Below are 17,180 nucleotides of genomic sequence, written 5' to 3'. Positions count from 1 at the left end.
TGTAGTAAGTTTCCGCAGTCAAGTCCCACCGAGGCGGCGGGCGTCTCGCCCGCGGAGGTCGCATGTCGCTCGTCATCCACATCACCGGTGCGCGGCCCAACTTCCCGAAGGCGGCCCCGGTCATCGACGCCGTCGCGGCGCTCGGCGGCGATCGCGTCCAGCAGCGGCTCGTGCACACCGGCCAGCACTACGACGAGCGCATGTCGGAGGTCTTCTTCCGCCAGCTCGGCCTGCCCGAGCCCGACGTCAACCTCGGCGTCGGCTCCGGCACCCACGCCTCCCAGACCGCCGCCGTCATGGTCGGCCTCGAGGAGCTCTTCCTCGCCGAGCGCCCCGACGCCGTGGTCGTCTACGGCGACGTCAACTCCACCGTCGCGGCCGCGCTGGTCGCCGCGAAGCTGCAGATCCCGCTGGCCCACGTCGAGGCCGGCCTGCGCAGCTTCGACGCCACCATGCCCGAGGAGGTCAACCGGCTGGTCACCGACCGGCTCTCCGACCTGCTCTTCGCCACCAGCGCCGACGCGGTGGCCCACCTCGGCAACGAGGGCACCGACCCCGACCGCATCCACCTGGTCGGCAACCCGATGATCGACACCCTGCTGGCCCACCTCGACGCCTTCGACGTCGAGGCCGCCCGCGCGCGGCACGCGCTCGAGGGTCGCTACGCGGTCGCCACGCTGCACCGTCCGGCCAACGTCGACGCCGGGGCCGACGCCGAGGCGCTCGTCCGCACGCTGCACGCCGCCGCCGACCAGGTGCCGATCGTCGTCCCGCTGCACCCGCGCGGCCGCGCCGCGCTCGAGGGCGCCGGCCTGCTCGAGCACCCGGGCATCAGCCTGTGCGAGCCGCTGGGCTACGTCGAGTTCCTCGGCCTGGTGCGCGGCGCCGACGTCGTCATCACCGACTCCGGCGGCGTGCAGGAGGAGACCACCGTCCTCGGCGTGCCGTGCCTGACGCTGCGGCCCAACACCGAGCGTCCGGTCACCATCACCCACGGCACCAACCGGCTCGTCACCCGCGAGTCGCTGGCCGCCGAGGTCGAGGTCGCGCTCGCCACCGACCGCTCCAGCCACAAGGTCCCGCCCCTGTGGGACGGCCACGCCGGCCCGCGCATCGCCGAGGTCCTGGTCGAGGCCTACGCATGATCCTGCGCCGCCGTCCTCGGCTCGGCGCGAACCGCATCCCGCCCGTCGTCCCCTCCCGCCCCGACCTCACGGTCGCGGTGGTGCTCGACCCCTTCTCCGAGCTCGCGTTCGGGTACGAGTGGAGCCAGGTGACGTTCGGGCCGGACGACTGGCGCGCGACGCTCGAGGCCCGGCGGCCCGACCTGCTCTTCGTCGAGTCGGCCTGGAACGGCAACGACGGCCGGTGGCGGCTGCACATGACCCGCGACGACCGGCCCAGCCCCGAGCTGCAGGCGCTCGTCGCGTGGTGCCGTGAGCGCGGCGTCCCGACGGTCTTCTGGAACAAGGAGGACCCGCCCAACTACGCGAAGTTCCTCGAGACCGCGCGGCTCTTCGACCACGTGTTCACCGTCGACGCCGACCGCATCCCCGTCTACCAGCGCGACCTCGGCCACGACCGGATCGCGCTGCTGCCGTTCGCGGCCCAGCAGCGGCTGCACCGGCCGGTGCGCTGGATGCCCGGACGCCCCTACGAGGTGGCCTTCGCCGGCACCTGGTTCGCCGAGAAGCACCCCGAGCGGCGCGCCCAGATGGAGTACGTGCTCGGCCCGGCCGTCGAGCACGGCCTGCACATCTGGTCGCGGATGCAGCGCGGCGACAAGCGCTACCGCTTCCCGAAGCCGTACCGCAGCCACGTCGTCGGCTCGCTGCCGTACCGGAAGATGATCGGCGCCTACACCGCCTACAAGGTCTTCCTCAACGTCAACTCGGTCACCGGCAGCCGCACCATGTGCTCGCGCCGGCTCTTCGAGCTCTCCGCGGCCCAGACCGCGATCGTCTCGGCGCCCGCCGCCAGCATCGAGCCGTTCTTCGGCGACACCGTCACCGTCGTCCAGGACGCCGCCCAGACCGAGGCCGCGCTGACCCGCCTGCTCGGCGACGACGACGCCCGCGACCGGCAGGCGCTGCGCGCCCACCGGCGGGTGTTCGACGAGCACCTCTACTCCCACCGCGTCGACACCGTGCTCACCACCGTCGGGCTGGCCGGCGGCCCCCGGCCCGCGCCGCGGGTCTCGGCGGTCGTCCCGACCCGGCGTCCCGAGCAGCTCGACCACGTGCTCGAGACCATCGCCCGGCAGAGCCACCCCGACGTCGAGCTCGTGCTCGTCACGCACGGGTTCGCCCCGGACGAGGCCGAGCTGCAGGCCCGCGCGGCCGCGGCCGGCGTCCAGCGGCTGGTGCTGGTGCCCGCCGACGGCGCGCTCAGCCTCGGGCGCATCCTCAACCTCGGCACCGAGGCGTCCACCGGCGAGCTCGTCGGCAAGATGGACGACGACAACTTCTACGGCACCCACTACCTCACCGACCTCGTCCGGGCGCTGGACTTCTCCGGCGCCGACGTGGTCGGCAAGTGGGCGCACCTGGTGCGGCTCGAGGGCACGGGCGAGACCCTGCTGCGCTTCGCCCACGCCGAGCACCGCTACGTCAAGCAGGTGCAGGGCGGCACCCTGCTGACCCGCCGCGACGTCGCCGAGCGCATCCCGTACGACGACCTGCCCCGTGGCGTCGACACCGCCTTCCTCAACCGGGTCGCCGAGGCCGGGCTGACGGTGTACTCCGCCGACCGGTTCAACTTCGTGTCGATCCGCAGCCACGACCCCAGCACGCACACCTGGTCGATCAGCGACGACGAGATCCGTCAGCGCTCCTCCCAGGTGCTCGACGTCCCCGACCCCTACGCCCTCGCGGAGGTCTGAGTGAGCACGACCACCAGCCGGCCGGCGGCGACCCCGTCCAGCGCCGGACCCGTCGGCCCCGAGGCGCCGGTGCGCAACGACCGGTTCCGGCCCGACATCCAGGGCATGCGGGCGATCGCCTGCCTGCTCGTGCTGCTCTACCACGCGGGCCTCTCGGTGCTGCCGGGCGGCTTCGTGGGCGTCGACGTCTTCTTCGTCATCTCCGGCTTCGTCATCACCGGCCAGCTGCTGAAGGAGGGCGACCGCACCGGCACCGTCTCGCTGCTCGGCTTCTACGCCCGGCGCGCGAAGCGGCTGCTGCCGGCCGCCGGCCTCGTGCTGGTCTCGACGGCCGTGCTCGTGTGGGCGTTCGTGCCCAAGATCCGCTGGGAGACCACCGGCGGCGACATCGTCGCCTCGTCGCTCTACTTCGTGAACTGGCACCTCGCGGCCCGCCAGGTCGACTACCTGGCCGAGGACGAGCCGCCGTCGGTCGTGCAGCACTTCTGGTCGCTCTCGGTCGAGGAGCAGTTCTACTTCCTCTGGCCGCTGCTGTTCATCGTCTTCCTGCTGGTCGCGCGCCGGTTCGGCCTGGCGCGCCGGCTCTCGCTGACGCTCGGCCTCGCGGTCATCACCGTCCCGTCGCTGGCCTACGCCGCGCACCTCGCGCTGAGCGACCCGACGGCGTCGTACTTCAACACCGGCACCCGCATCTGGGAGTTCTCCGCGGGCGCGTTCGTCGCCATCGCCGCGCCCTGGCTCGACCGCGCGCCCGCCCGGCTGGCGCAGCTCGCGGGCTGGGTCGGCCTGGCGCTCGTCGCCGGCAGCGGCCTGTTCCTGAACGAGAAGATGACCTGGCCCGGGGCCTACACCCTGGTGCCGGTCGTCGGCACGGCCCTCGTGCTCGCCGCAGGCCCCGCCGCCGGCGCGCTCGGCCCGGTGGTGGTGCTGCGCAACGGCTTCATGCAGCAGGTCGGCAACATGAGCTACTCGCTGTACCTGTGGCACTGGCCGCTGCTCACCGTCGCCCGGGCGCACTACGGCGACAAGGAGATCACCACGCCGATCGGCGTGCTGATCCTGCTGGTGTGCGCCGTGCCCGCCTACCTGTCGTACCGGTTCGTCGAGAACCCGATCCGGCACTCCGCCCGCATCTCGCGCAGCAAGCGCACCGCGGCGGGCGTCGGCGCGTTCTTCACCGCGATCGGCGTGGTCGCCGGCCTGCTGCTCTCGTCGGCCGTCTCGGCCAGCGCGCGCAATGTCGCGGACACCCCGGGTGCGGCGATCCTCGGCGACCCGCCGGCCACCTCGGTGCTCGCCGGCCAGGGCCCCGGCTCGGAGGACTACGCGGCCATCTACCCCGACCCGCTCGTCGCGGCCAAGGACCTGCCCGACCTCTACGCCGCCGGCTGCCAGGTCGACCAGGACACCGACGAGCCGAAGGTCTGCGAGTACGGCCCCCAGGACGCCAAGACGACGATCGCGGTGGTCGGCGACTCCAAGGCCGCGCAGTGGGTGCCGGCCTTCCAGCAGCTAGCCGACGCCCACGACTGGCGCATCCGCACCTACACCAAGTCGGCGTGCGCCTTCGCGACCATCACCACGATCAACGACAAGCAGCCCTACACCAGCTGCCGCACCTGGACCGACAACGTCCTGAAGGACCTCACGGGGGCGAACAAGCCCGACTACGTCGTCACCGTCAGCCTGAAGTCCACCGGCATCGACGGCACCAAGGCCGACGGCAGCCCGCGGCTGAGCAAGGACGCCATGGTCGCCGCGCTCGCCGACACCTGGGGTCGGCTGGAGCAGGCCGGCGTGAAGGTGATCTCGCTCTCCGACACCCCGCAGACGCAGGGCAAGGCGATCTACGAGTGCGTCTCCGAGCACGAGGGCGACTACTTCACCGCCTGCACCTACGACCGCGCCAAGGGCATCGACGCCAGCGGCCAGTCGACGCAGGAGGCCGCGGCGAGGAAGGCGGACGTGCCGTTCATCGACATGAACGACTTCATCTGCCCCACCGCCTACGACGGCCGCTGCCCGCCGGTGATCGGCAACGTGATGATCTACCGCCAGGGATCCCACATCACCAGGACCTACATCGAGACCATGGCGCAGCCCTTCTACGAGGAGCTCCGCAAGGCGGGAGTGCCCGGATGAGCCTGACCAGCCCGACCCCCTCCGCCAGCGCCGCCACCGCGGTGCGCGTCGTGCGCGATCGCCTGCGCCGGCTGCGCGAGCACGTCGTCGAGGAGGAGACGCCCGCCTGGGCGCTGGCCCCGGCCCTGCGGCCCCAGCGCCCCGGGCTCACCGTCGCCATGGCCGTCTCGGCGCGCCTGGCCACGGGCCTCGACGACCAGTGGCACGCGCGCACGCTGACCGCCGAGACGCCGTCCGCCGCCGGAGCCGACCTGCTGCTCGTCGAGCTGTGCGACCTCGCGGTGCCCGGCTTCGGCCGCGCCGACGAGCCCCGCGTCGTCGACCTGCTGCAGGCCGCGCGCGCCGCCGAGGTCCCCGTGGTCGTCTGGATCACCCGCGGCCGCCCGCCGGCCGGCCAGGCCGACGTCGCCGCCCTGCGACGCCTGCTGGCGCTCGCCGACCACGTCTTCGTCGCCGGCGGCGAGCGGCTGCTCGGCCTGTGGGGCGCGCTCGTCCCCGTCGAGCCGCTGCTCCCGGCCGCCCGCACCCAGCGGCCTCCGCGCACCATCGGCTCCACCCCGACCCCCGGCTTCTCCGCCGTGCCGGAGGCCGCCAGCCCGGCCGAGCGTCGCGCCCTCGTGGTCTCGACCGGGCCGAGCGACCCGGAGGTCGCCGGGCCGGTCGCCACCGTGCTCGGTCCGGCTCTGCGCTCGCTGGCACCGCGCACCGACGTGCGCCTGCAGGACGTCGCGATCCCGCCGCGCGGCGTGCTGCCCAACCCGCTCTCGCGGCTGGCCCAGCCGGCCGACCACGCCGGCGTGGTCGAGGCGATCGAGCACGCGGCGGTGCTCGTCGACGTGCCGCGTCGCACGGTCGACGACACCTGGATCCCGCTGGAGGCGATGGCGCTCGGCACCCCCGTCATCTCGCTCGCCGGGCTGCCGCAGCCCGAGGGCGTCGACGTGCTCGCGCCCGCCGACCGCGCCGGCCTGCGCGCCGAGGTCGTCGCCCTGCTCAACCAGCCCGAGCTGGCCGACCGCGAGTCGCTGCTGCTGCGGCGCAGCGTGCTGCGCGCGCACACCTTCGGGCACCGGGCCCGCACCCTGCTGGCCGCCGTCGGTCGTCCGGCCGAGGAGGTCCGCGAGCCGCAGCCGCCGATGATCTCGGCGATCGTGCCCACCAACCGGCTGCACGAGCTCGACAACGTGCTGGCCAACATCGCCCGGCAGCAGCACCCCCGGGTCGAGCTCGTCCTCGTGCTGCACGGCCTCGCCGTCGACGAGGCCGACCTGCGCGCCCGGGCGAAGGAGGCCGGCGTCGAGCAGCTCGAGATCGTGGCCGCCGACGCCTCGCTGACCCTCGGCGCCTGCATGAACCTCGGCATCGACGCCTCGTCCGGCGAGCTGATCGCGAAGATGGACGACGACAACCACTACGGGCCGCACTACCTCGGCGATCTCGCCGCCGAGCTGCGCGCGCAGGGGGCCGGCATCGCCGGCAAGTGGGGCCACTACGTGTGGCTGCGCTCCACCGGCGCGGTCGTGCTGCGCTACCCCGAGTTCGAGCACTCCTGGGTGCGGCGCATCCAGGGCGGCGCGATGCTCTTCGACGGCGACGTCGCCCGCGGGCTGCGCTTCGGCGACCTGCCGCGCGCCGTCGACTCCGACATCCTCGACCGGGCGATCGCCGACGGCGTGTCGATCTGGTCGGCCGACCGCTTCAACTTCGTCAGCGTGCGCGGCGAGGACCGCGCCGCGCACACCTGGACCGTCGAGGACGCCAGCTTCCTCACCGCCGCCGGTCGGCTGGCGTTCTACGGCGATCCGCGTCCCCACGTGGAGGTCTGACCCATGGCCGGCAAGTCCGCTCGCACCCGCGTCAAGCAGAAGCTGCGCCGCCAGGTCGCCACCGCCTCGGTGCGGGTCCCGGCTGACCGCGGGCCCGCGAAGGTGCAGGAGATCGTCGAGCGCGCGCACGTGGCCGAGGCCCGTCGTCGCCTGGTGCAGGGCAAGGACCCCGCCGGCGCGCTCGCGCTGCTGCAGCCGCTGCTCGAGCGTGACGACGCCATCCCGCGGGCGTGGGTCGTGGCCGCCGAGGTGCACGAGGCCACGGGCGACCGCGCGGGCGCGCTCGACGCCGCCCGTCGCGCCGTGCGCGCCGGCGACACCTTCGACGCCCGACTCGCCCACCACCGCCTGGCCAGCGCCGGCACCGACGCCGCCGAGGCCGACGCCGCGCTGCACGCCCTGATCGACGCGCGACCGCGCAACAAGCGCGAGATCCTCGCGACCATCGAGGCGCTCCGCTCGGCCGGCGAGGCCGACGTCCGCCGGTTCGAGGCCAACCTCGCGCGGTGGGGTCTCACCGGCTACGAGGAGGACCTCGACGAGACCCTCGCCGAGCAGGAGCTCGTGGCGGCCGACGCCGCCGAGCTCGACGCCCTCGTCGAGGAGGTGGGCGAGCGGCTGCGCCGTCCGCTGGCGCCGATCGCGCGCGCCCTCGACCAGCGTCGCGAGTGGAGCCGGCTGGCGGACTTCGCCGAGCGGCAGATCGCCGACACGATCGCCATCTCGGCGCGTCGCGAGCCCGCCCTGGAGCTGCGCCGGGCCGCGGCCCGGGCGCTCACCGCCGGCTACACCGGCCCGGCCCAGCGGCTCGCCGGCGAGGCCCTCGCGCGCCACCCCGACGACCGCTACGCCCGCGCCACCTGGGAGAACGCCACCGACCAGCTGGCCGTCGTCCGCGACGGCTGGCAGGCCGCCACGCCGCGCACCAGCCCGGCGTACGAGCCGCGTCCCAAGGCCGTCCTGGCGATGCTCGCGCAGTCGCTGCCGCACCTCTCCGGCGGCTACGCCACCCGCACCCACGGCCTGATGACCGGCCTGGCCGCGCACGGCTTCGACGTCGAGGGCGTCACCCGCCTCGGGTTCCCCTACGACCGGTGGAGCACCAGCGACCAGCGCGTCGTCGAGCCCTACGACGACGTCGACGGCATCCGCTACCACCGCACCATCGAGGTCGAGGCGCCCGGCCCGTACCCGCAGTACCCCCTGACGCGCTACGTCGGGAAGTACGCCGACGCGATCGTCGCCCACGCCCGGCGCCACCGCCCGGCGCTGCTGCAGTCGTCCAGCTTCTACGTCAACGGCCTGGCCACCCGCGAGGCCGCGGCCCGGCTCGGCGTGCCGTACGTCTACGAGATGCGCGGCCTGGAAGACCTGATGAAGATCTCGCGCGACCCCGGCTTCGGGGCGAGCGACCGGCAGCGGTTCCTCGACGAGGTCGAGCTGCAGTCGTGCCTCGGCGCGGCGAAGGTCTTCGTCATCACCGAGGCGCTGCGCAAGGAGATGGCCGCCCGCGGCGTCCCGGAGGAGAACCTCGTCGTGCTGCCGAACGGCGTGCACACCCACCGCTTCGAGCCGCGTCCGAAGGACCTCGAGCTGCAGGCCGAGCTCGGACTGCAGGGCAAGACCGTCATCGGCTACGCCGGCGGCATGGTCGACTACGAGGGCCTCGACCTGCTGCTCGAGGCGGTCGCGGAGCTGCGGGTCGCCCGCCGTGCCGCGTCCGGCTCGGAGACGCCCGACTTCCACCTCGTCGTCGTCGGCGATGGCCCGTACCAGTCCGTCGTCCACGCCACCGCGGAGCGGCTGCAGCTGCACGACCTGGTCACCTTCACCGGCCGCGTGCCGCACGAGGAGGTCAGCCGGTACCTCTCGCTCTTCGACATCACGCCGTTCCCGCGGCGTCCGCTGCCGGTGTGCGAGCTGATCTCGCCGATCAAGCCGTTCGAGTCGATGGCGATGGGCCGCGCGGTGATCGTCTCCTCGGTGGCGGCGCTCACCGAGATCGTGCAGGACGGCGTGACGGGCCTGGTCTTCGAGAAGGGCTCGGCCACCGACCTGGCGCGGGTGCTGAACACCCTGATCGACGACCCCGACCTGCGCGCCCGTCTCGGCGGCGAGGCCCGCGACTGGGTGCGCCGCGAGCGCGACTGGCACCAGCTGGTCGACATCCTCGCGACGAACTACGACGCGATCATCGCCGAGCACGCCCGTGGCCGCTGACGCTCCCGACGCCCAGGAGCACGGCGCGCGGCCCGCGCCGCCGGTGTCGGTGGTGATGCCGGTGCTCAACGAGGAGCGCTACCTGGCGCAGTCGGTGCAGCGGGTGCTCGACCAGGCCTACGACGGCCCGATGGAGGTCGTGCTCGCCGTCGGCCCCAGCCGCGACCGCACCGCCGAGATCGCCGCCGGGCTGGCCGCCGACGACCCGCGCATCCGGGTCGTCGACAACCCCACCGGACGCACCCCGCACGCCCTCAACGCCGCGATCGGCGCGTCCAGCCACGCGTACGTGGTGCGCGTCGACGCCCACGGGCTGCTGCCGGACGGCTACGTGCGCGACGTCGTCGCCCTGCTGGAGACCACCGGGGCGGCCAACGTCGGCGGGCTCATGCACGTCGAGGGCGAGACCGACTTCGGGCACGCAGTCGCGGTGGCGATGTCGTCGCCCTACGGCATCGGCGGCGCGAAGTTCCACGTCGGGGGCCAGGCCGGCCCGGCCGACACCGTCTACCTCGGCGCGTTCCGGCGCGACGTGCTCACCGCTCTGGGCGGCTACGACGAGCAGTTCACCCGCGCGCAGGACTGGGAGCTGAACTACCGCATCCGCAAGGCCGGCCACACGATCTGGTTCTCGCCCGACCTCGCCGTCACCTACCGACCGCGCCGCGACCTGCGGGCGCTGGCCACCCAGTTCCACGGCTCGGGGCGCTGGCGCCGGCAGATCATCGCCGCCTACCCCGACACCGCGTCCTTCCGCTACCTCGCCGCCCCCGTCGTCACCCTGGCGATCGGCGTCGGCGTGCTGCTGGGCCTCGTCGGCCTGCTCGGCGCCGCGCTGGGCGCCGGCCCGCTCGGCTGGCTGACCCTCGGCCTCGCGGTGCCCCTCGTCTACGCCCTCGGCGTCGTCGCGGTGAGCCTGCGCGAGGGTCGCGGCCTCAGCGGCCGGGCGCGGCTGTGGCTGCCGGTCGTCATCGTCACCATGCACCTCGCCTGGGGCAGCGGCTTCCTGCGGTCGGTGCCTCGGGCCCAGCGCGCCCGCTGAGCCTGGCCGCAGCTCGCACGTAACGCGGAGTCCCGTGAACTGACCAGCCCTCAGGAGTGGTGGTCAGTTGACGGGACTCCGCGTTACAAGGGGTGATCGAGCCGCGCCCACCGCGTGCCAGGCTGGCGGCATGAGCGAGACCACTCCGACCGTCGCCGTCCTCGGCACCGGCATCATGGGCGCGGCGATGGCCCGCAGCCTGTGCCGCGCCGACCTCCCCGTCCGCGTCTGGAACCGCACGCCGTCCGGCGCCGAGCCGCTCGCCGAGGCGGGGGCGCGGGTGTGCGCGAGCGTCGAGGAGGCGGTGAGCGGGGCGGACGTCGTCGTCACGATGCTGCACGACGGCGCGGCCGTGCGCGACGTGCTGGCCCAGGCCGGCCCCGCGACGGCGCCCGGCGCTCGGTGGCTGCAGTGCACGACCGTCGGCCCCGACGAGCTGCCCGGCCTGGCCGACATCGCGGCGAGCCACGACCTCGTCCTCTACGACGCCCCCGTGCTCGGCACCCGCGAGCCGGCCGAGGCTGGCAACCTGGTCGTCCTCGCCGCGGGTCCAGAGCAGGGTCGGGACGCCCTCGCGCCCGTGCTGGACGCCGTCGGCGCCCGGACGCAGTGGGTGGGCGACGACGCCGCGTCGGCCGCCGCGACCCGGCTCAAGCTGGTCGCGAACAGCTGGGTGCTGGCGATCAACAACGCCGCCGGCGAGACCGTCGCGGTCGCGGAGGCGCTGGGCGTGGAGCCCTCGGCGTTCCTGGAGGCGATCGGCGGCGGGCCGCTCGACCTGCCCTACCTGCGGGCCAAGACCGCGCTGATCCTCGAGGATCGCACGGAGGAGGCGAGCTTCGGCGTCGACACCGCGGCGAAGGACGCCCGGCTGATCGTCGCCGCGGCCGAGGCCGGGGGACGACGGGTCGACGGCCTCGCCGCGGCACGCGACCGGCTGCAGCGGGCGTCCGAGGCCGGGCTCGGCGCCCACGACATGGCCGCCGCGCACGCCGCCAGCAGTCCGCAGGGGGCCTGAGCGGGGCGCGCCGGCGGCGCCGGACGGCGACCGCCGAGGGGGTGGTCCGGACCACTCCCTTGGCGGATCGGCCCCTCGTCGGGCAGAATGTAGAACGAGTTCTAGTTCTGCGCCCGCCCCGAGAGGTTGATGCACCGTGACCCGTACCGCAGCCGAGGTCCTCGCGAAGCTCGAGGAGCACGCCGAGGAGATCGCCTCGCTCGGGCCCGTCAACGAGGAGCTCGGGCGCCTCGACGACCGCGCCGCCAAGATCCTCCGTGACGCGGGCGTCATCAAGATGCTCCAGCCCGCGCAGTACGGCGGCTACGAGTCGCACCCGCGCGAGTGGGCCGAGGCGACGATGAAGGCCGCGTCCCTCGACGGCGCCACCGGCTGGATCTGCGGCATCGTCGGCGTCCACCCCTGGGAGATGGCGTTCATGGACCCGAAGGTCCAGGACGAGGTGTGGGGCCAGGACCACGAGGTCTGGGTCGGCTCGCCGTACGCGCCGATGGGCGTGCTGAAGCCGCTCGGCGACGGCACCTACGAGTTCTCCGGCCGCTGGCAGTTCTCGTCCGGCACCGACCACTGCGACTGGGTCTTCCTCGGCGCGCTGCTCGGCGACGAGAACGGGGTCCCCCTGCTCGACCCGCCGCAGCTGATCCACGTGCTGCTGCCGCGCAGCGACTACACGATCGTCGACGACTCGTGGGACGTCGTCGGCCTCAAGGGCACCGGCAGCAAGGACGTGATCGTCGACAAGGCGATCATCCCCGAGTACCGCACCATCACCTACACCTCGCTGGTCGACGGCTCGGCCTGGCGCAGCCGCGGGCTGGAGAGCCCGACGTACCAGATGCCGTTCTCGGCGATCTTCCCGCTGGGCATCACCTCCGCGGTCATCGGCATGGCCGAGGGCGCCCTGGCCCACCACCTCGCCTACCAGCGCACCCGCGTCCAGATCACCGGCCGCAAGGTCAAGGACGACCCCTACGTCATGTACGCCGTCGCCGACGCCGCGGCCGAGATCCACGCCTCCCGGGTGACGCTGCTCGACGGCGTCAGCCAGATGTACGACGCCGTCGCGCAGGGCAAGGAGTTCGAGTTCGGCGAGCGCTCGCTCTCGCGCCGCAACCAGGTCGCCGCCGCGTGGCGTGCGGTGCGGGCCGTCGACGAGATCGTCGCCCGCTCCGGCGGCAACGGCATGCGCATGTCGCACCCGCTGCAGCGGTTCTGGCGCGACATCCACATGGGCCTCACCCATGCCATCCACGTGCCCGGGCTGGTCTACCACGCCTCCTCGCTGTCGATGATCGACGTCGAGGCGCCGGGGTACATGCGCCCGATGATCTGAGCCCACCCCGACGCACCCGCCGCATGCCGCCGTGCCTCCTAGGCTCGGCGGCATGCGCGTCCCCCGTCCCTCCCTGCCGCGTCCGCTCCCGACCGCCCGCACCAGCGCCCGCGTCACCGCCCTCCCGCTGCCGGCCGCCGAGGTGTGGCGCACGGTGTCGGAGGTCGGCCCGAGCGCGTGGTACGTCGACGCGCTGCCGCTGGTCGTGCGCGGGCTGCTCGACCGCGCCGTGGGCGGCGAGGGGCGGATCATCCCGCCGGCCGCGCCGTTCCCGCTGGTCGCGGGCGACCGCGTCGGCCTCTGGCACGTCGACGCCGTCCGGCCCCCCGGCCTGCGGCTGCGCGGCGAGCTGGCGCTGCGGGCGATCGTCCGGGCGCCGGGCACGGTCACCCTCGTCACCCGCGTGGTGCCGCTCGACGACGACCGCACCCGCGTCGAGCAGATCGTCCGGCTCGACCCCGACGGCCTGCTCGGCCTGGCCTACCTGACCGCCGACCTGCCGGCCCGCGAGACCGTCATCGAGCTGGTGCACCGCCGGCTGCTGCGCGAGCTGCGGCACGACCCCACCCGCGAGCAGCGCCGGGCCCGGCGCCGGGAGGAGCGTCGCGAGGGGCGTCGCGAGGGGACCAGAGGCTGAGTCGCTCGAGCCGGCGCGATGCCACGCCGGCCGGGCGCCTCGACCCGCGTCAGGGCGCGACGGCGAGCTCGCCGAGTCCCTCGATCGCCAGTCGGTACGACGAGCCGGCCACCAGCGGGACGGCGTCGGTGAGCGCGCCGAGGAGCACCAGCGAGCCCGCCGGCAGCACCTCGCCGCGCGACTCCAGGTGCGCGAGCAGGTGGCCCAGCGCCCGCAGCGGCTCGCCAAGGATCGCGGCGCCGGTCGCGCGGTGCACGATCGCGCCGTCGACCTCGACGGTGCAGGCGAGCGCGGCGAGGTCGAGATCGCCCGGTGGACGCAGCGGCGCCGTCACGGGGTCGAGCACGACGCCCGCCGCGCTGGTGTCGTCGGCGACGACGTCGGGCAGGCGGAAGCGGTAGCCCTCGAAGCGCGAGTCGATCACCTCGGCGGCCAGCCCGACCTCGGCCACGACGCCGCGCAGGTGGAGGGGCTCGCCGGCGAGGTCGACGGCGGTGCGGACGACGATCTCGGGCTCGATCCGCGGCTGCGTCCAGCCCGCCAGCCGGGCCGGGACGTCCTCGACCCCGAGCAGCATCGCGTCGGTCAGGAACCCGACGATCGGCCGGTCGACGCCCATCCGCTCCTGCTTGGCCCGCGACGTCAGCCCCAGCTTGGCGCCGACCACCCGCTCGCCGGCGGCGACGCGGGCGCGCCGGTCGGCGTCCTGCACGGCGTACGCCCAGGCGTCGTCCAGGGCCGGGTGGTCGTCGGTGAAGGGCCGCAGCAGCCGCCCCGATCGCCGGGCGTCGGCGAGGACGGCAGCCGCCCGCGCGGGATCCGGCGCGCCGCTCACGCCCGGTTCTCGGCCAGCACGAGGGCGAGGTCGTCGCACAGCGCGCGCCGGCTGTGCCCGAGCAGCCGGGCGACGAGCCGGTCGAGCGCCTGCTCGAGATCGCCCTGGCCCAGCGACGGCGCGTAGGCGTCGAGATCGAAGAAGCGGCCCGCGCGGTCGCGGTGCTCGACCAGGCCGTCGGTGAAGAACAGCATGCGGGCGCCCCGCGGCCAGGCGTGCACGCTGGCGGTCGGGTCGCTGCCGAGGCCCAGCGGCACGGTGACGTCGCCGTCGTCGAGCGCCTCGACCGCGCCGTCGCTGACCAGCAGCGGCGCGTGGTGCCCGCAGTTGACCAGGCGCACCGAGTCACCCTGGAACTCCGCCACGACCGCGGTGACGAACTCCTCGTCGTCGGGCTCCTGCTCGACGACGACGTCGATCATCCGCGCCAGCCGGCACAGGTCGGGCTCGGTGAACGCGGCGGTGCGGAAGGCGCCGAGCACGGCGCTCGCGGTCTGGACGGCCGGCAGGCCCTTGCCGCGCACGTCGCCCACGATCACCCGCACCCCGTGCGGGGTCTCGGCCACCTCGTAGAGGTCGCCGCCGACGAGGGCCTCGGCGCTGGCCGAGACGTAGCGGCTCGCGACGCCCACCGAGCCGACCGCGCTGGGGGTGGAGCGGAGCACCGCGCGCTGGGCGGTCTCGGCGATGACGGTCATCCGCTTGAGGCGGTCCTCGCGCTGGTCGCGCACGTAGGAGCCGACGACGGCCAGCACGGCGATCAGGGTGCACACGCCCACCCGCAGCCACCACTCGGCGGTGCCGGTGTAGTCGTGCCAGGCGCCGCTGAGCAGCGCGACGACCACGCTCGCGACCGCGATGCCGGCGGTCTCGCGCCAGCGTCCGATCACCGAGGTGAGCAGCGCGGCGGCGCTGAACGCGCCGGCCAGCCGGAAGGCCTCGACGTCGATGGCCACCAGCACCACGAGCAGGCTCAGACCGGCCAGGACGCCCGTGGTCAGGCACGCCTGCAGGGCAGGCGGGACTCGACAGGCGGCGGGCACGGGCGAAGTCTGCCAGCCGGGGTGGCGCGGCGTCCGGCGCTCGCGTCGATCGGGCACCCCGATGAGAGGACCCTCATGCGGCGGCGCCCCCTACAGTCGGGGCATGGCTCGGAGCCGCTCCACCCGCTCGCTCGACGCGCTGCTCGACGGTGCGCTCGACCGCACCGTCCTCCTCGGCTACAGCCGGGTCGGCAGTCGCCTGCGCCGTCGCTGGTGGCCCGCCGACCCGCAGCCCGGCTCCCTGCAGGGACGGCGGTACGTCGTCACGGGCGCGACCTCCGGTCTCGGGACGGCCGCGGCGGACGGCCTGCTCGCCCTCGGCGCCTCGGTGCACGTGCTGGGCCGCAACCCGGGCAAGGTCGAGGCCACCGCGCGCTCGCTGCGCGAGGCGCACCCGCACTCCGAGATCGTCGAGGAGGTCTGCGACGTCGGCGACCTCGCCGCCGTCGAGCGCTGGGCTCGCGGCCTCCGCGACCGGGTGCCCGCCGTCCACGGCCTCCTGCACAACGCCGGCGTCATGCCGCCGCAGCGGCAGGAGAGCCCGCAGGGCCACGAGATGTCGCTCGCGGTGCACGTGCTCGGCCCCCACCTGATGACCTCGCTGCTGCTCGACGCGCTGCGGGCCTCCGGCGCCGCGAGCGTGGTCTGGATGAGCTCGGGCGGCATGTACGGCGCCCGGCTGCACGTCGACGGCCGCGACGACCTCCAGTACGCCGAGGGCGAGTACGACGGCGTCCAGGCCTACGCGCGCACCAAGCGCATGCAGGTCGTGCTCGCGGACGCGTGGGCGCGGGCGGTCGGCGGCGACGACCTGCGGATCGAGAGCATGCACCCGGGCTGGGCCGCGACCCCCGGCGTCACCGAGCACCTGCCGGCCTTCGAGCGGGTGCTGCGCCCGCTGCTGCGCACCCCGGCCGACGGCGCCGACACCGCGGTGTGGCTGCTCGCGACCCGGCCCGCCTCGCGCGCCGGCCACTTCTGGCACGACCGCCGCCAGCGGCCCACGACCTTCGGCTGGGAGCGCGGCCACGACCCCCAGGACGTCCGCCGGCTGCTGGCGTACGTCGAGGAGGCCACGGGCGTGGGGCTGGCCGCCGCCCGCTGAGACGTCGACGCCTCGTCGCGCCACCCAGTACCACCGGCGACCACCGGTTTGGCAGGCTGGGGGGCATGACCTCCCTTCAGGACTTCTCCGCCACCTCGATCGACGGCCGCCCGGTCGACCTCGGCGACTACCTCGGCCAGGTCGTCCTGGTCGTCAACACCGCGTCGAAGTGCGGCTTCACCCCGCAGTACCAGGGCCTGCAGCAGCTGCACGACCAGTACTCCGCCCGCGGCTTCGCGGTGCTCGGCTTCCCCTGCGACCAGTTCGGTCACCAGGAGCCCGGCGACGACGCCGAGATCGCCGGCTTCTGCGAGCGCAACTTCGGCGTCACCTTCCCGCTGTTCTCGAAGATCGAGGTCAACGGCGACGGCGCCCACCCGCTCTTCGCGTGGCTGCGCAAGGAGAAGAGCGGCCTGCTCGGCGGCAAGATCAAGTGGAACTTCACCAAGTTCCTCCTCGGCAAGGACGGCCAGGTCATCGGTCGCTACTCGCCCACCACGAAGCCCGAGAAGATCGCCTCCGACATCGAGAAGGCGCTCGCCGCCTGACGTCGGGTAGCTCGTCAGGAGCCCGCCATGACCGCCTTCACCGCCTCGCGTGAGGCCCACGCCGTCGTCGACGCCCCGCGCGAGGCGATCTGGGCGGTCCTCACCGACCCGCCGCGGCTGGCCTCCCTCGTCCCGTTCCTGCGGACGATCGAGGCCGTCGACGAGCACCACTGGCGGTGGGAGATGAGCGGGCTGAAGGTCGCCGGGCTCGACATCGCGCCCACCTTCACCGAGCGGATGGAGCTGACGCCGCCAGAGCGGCTGGAGTTCCACCACGAGCCGCCGGCGGGCGTCACCGAGCGGGCGGGCGTCACCGGCTGGTACGAGCTCACCGCCCTCGAGCCGGCTGCCGACGGCACCGAGCGCACCGCCCTGGCCACGGGCCTCGACATCACCGTGGAGCTCCCGCTGCCGGGGCTCGCGCGACGCACGGTCGAGACCACGATGCGCGGCGTCATCGCGCAGATGGGCGACCGGTTCGCCGCCAACCTGCTGCGCGAGCTCGGCCTCCCGCCCGGCTCGGCCGCCTAGGCCCACCCGGACGCACCGC

14 protein-coding genes are annotated in these 17,180 nt (G+C 74.2%); 12 read left to right on the top strand and 2 right to left on the bottom strand.

The genetic code is table 11. The features are described 5' to 3' along the window. Positions 1-62 precede the first annotated feature (62 nt). The 9 genes from wecB (at position 63) to K8Z61_RS13460 (ending at position 13,099) form a co-directional block, all read left to right on the top strand. Complete coding sequence (wecB, locus tag K8Z61_RS13500) at positions 63-1,145, top strand: non-hydrolyzing UDP-N-acetylglucosamine 2-epimerase (protein ID WP_224130372.1); 1,083 nt, start codon at positions 63-65, stop codon at positions 1,143-1,145. Beyond that, entirely contained in the window at positions 1,142-2,881 is a 1,740-nt protein-coding gene (locus K8Z61_RS13495) for a glycosyltransferase (protein ID WP_224130370.1), read from the top strand. The genes wecB and K8Z61_RS13495 overlap by 4 nt, the downstream gene beginning before the upstream one ends. After that, positions 2,882-5,023: an acyltransferase family protein gene (locus K8Z61_RS19370; protein ID WP_224130369.1), complete on the top strand. Its 2,142-nt coding sequence runs from the start codon at positions 2,882-2,884 to the stop codon at positions 5,021-5,023. Further along, positions 5,020-6,849 carry a glycosyltransferase gene (locus K8Z61_RS13485; RefSeq protein ID WP_224130367.1) on the top strand — a complete coding sequence of 610 codons (1,830 nt, stop codon included), beginning with the start codon at positions 5,020-5,022 and terminating at the stop codon, positions 6,847-6,849. The genes K8Z61_RS19370 and K8Z61_RS13485 overlap by 4 nt, the downstream gene beginning before the upstream one ends. A 3-nt stretch (positions 6,850-6,852) precedes the next feature. Beyond that, complete coding sequence (locus K8Z61_RS13480; protein WP_224130365.1) at positions 6,853-9,069, top strand: glycosyltransferase family 4 protein; 2,217 nt, start codon at positions 6,853-6,855, stop codon at positions 9,067-9,069. Further along, complete coding sequence (locus tag K8Z61_RS13475; protein ID WP_224130363.1) at positions 9,059-10,111, top strand: glycosyltransferase family 2 protein; 1,053 nt, start codon at positions 9,059-9,061, stop codon at positions 10,109-10,111. The genes K8Z61_RS13480 and K8Z61_RS13475 overlap by 11 nt, the downstream gene beginning before the upstream one ends. A gap of 130 nt (positions 10,112-10,241) precedes the next feature. Then, complete coding sequence (locus tag K8Z61_RS13470) at positions 10,242-11,129, top strand: NAD(P)-dependent oxidoreductase (RefSeq protein ID WP_224130361.1); 888 nt, start codon at positions 10,242-10,244, stop codon at positions 11,127-11,129. Positions 11,130-11,265: 136 nt separating this feature from the next. After that, complete coding sequence (locus tag K8Z61_RS19365) at positions 11,266-12,462, top strand: acyl-CoA dehydrogenase family protein (RefSeq protein ID WP_224130359.1); 1,197 nt, start codon at positions 11,266-11,268, stop codon at positions 12,460-12,462. A 52-nt stretch (positions 12,463-12,514) separates the two neighbouring features. Continuing rightward, on the top strand, positions 12,515-13,099 hold the full coding sequence (locus K8Z61_RS13460; RefSeq protein WP_224130358.1) for a DUF2867 domain-containing protein: 585 nt from the start codon (positions 12,515-12,517) through the stop codon (positions 13,097-13,099). 49 nt (positions 13,100-13,148) lie between these two features. Here the strand turns inward: K8Z61_RS13460 and K8Z61_RS13455 are convergent, their stop codons facing one another. Next, the gene (locus tag K8Z61_RS13455; protein ID WP_224130357.1) at positions 13,149-13,934 is read right to left on the bottom strand and encodes a 2-keto-4-pentenoate hydratase; all 786 of its coding nucleotides are present in this window, start codon (positions 13,932-13,934) and stop codon (positions 13,149-13,151) included. Next, positions 13,931-14,977 (bottom strand): PP2C family protein-serine/threonine phosphatase, encoded by a 1,047-nt coding sequence (locus K8Z61_RS13450; protein WP_224130356.1) that lies wholly within the window; start codon positions 14,975-14,977, stop codon positions 13,931-13,933. The genes K8Z61_RS13455 and K8Z61_RS13450 overlap by 4 nt, the downstream gene beginning before the upstream one ends. A 103-nt stretch (positions 14,978-15,080) precedes the next feature. Here K8Z61_RS13450 and K8Z61_RS13445 point away from each other — a divergent pair, with 103 nt between their 5' ends. From K8Z61_RS13445 to K8Z61_RS13435, 3 genes are all read left to right on the top strand, one after another. Next, entirely contained in the window at positions 15,081-16,082 is a 1,002-nt protein-coding gene (locus K8Z61_RS13445; protein ID WP_224130355.1) for an SDR family NAD(P)-dependent oxidoreductase, read from the top strand. 65 nt (positions 16,083-16,147) lie between these two features. Continuing rightward, complete coding sequence (locus tag K8Z61_RS13440) at positions 16,148-16,630, top strand: glutathione peroxidase (RefSeq protein ID WP_224130354.1); 483 nt, start codon at positions 16,148-16,150, stop codon at positions 16,628-16,630. Between the two features lie 27 nt (positions 16,631-16,657). Beyond that, positions 16,658-17,161, top strand: a complete 504-nt coding sequence (locus K8Z61_RS13435; protein ID WP_224130353.1) for a CoxG family protein — start codon at positions 16,658-16,660, stop codon at positions 17,159-17,161. The last annotated feature ends 19 nt before the right edge of the window (positions 17,162-17,180 follow it).

The organism is Nocardioides sp. TRM66260-LWL, from assembly GCF_020075545.1.
Taxonomy (GTDB): Bacteria; Actinomycetota; Actinomycetes; order Propionibacteriales; family Nocardioidaceae; genus Nocardioides.
The sequence above is the reverse complement of the archived record's forward strand: the minus strand, read 5'-3'. Positions and strand labels throughout refer to the sequence as shown.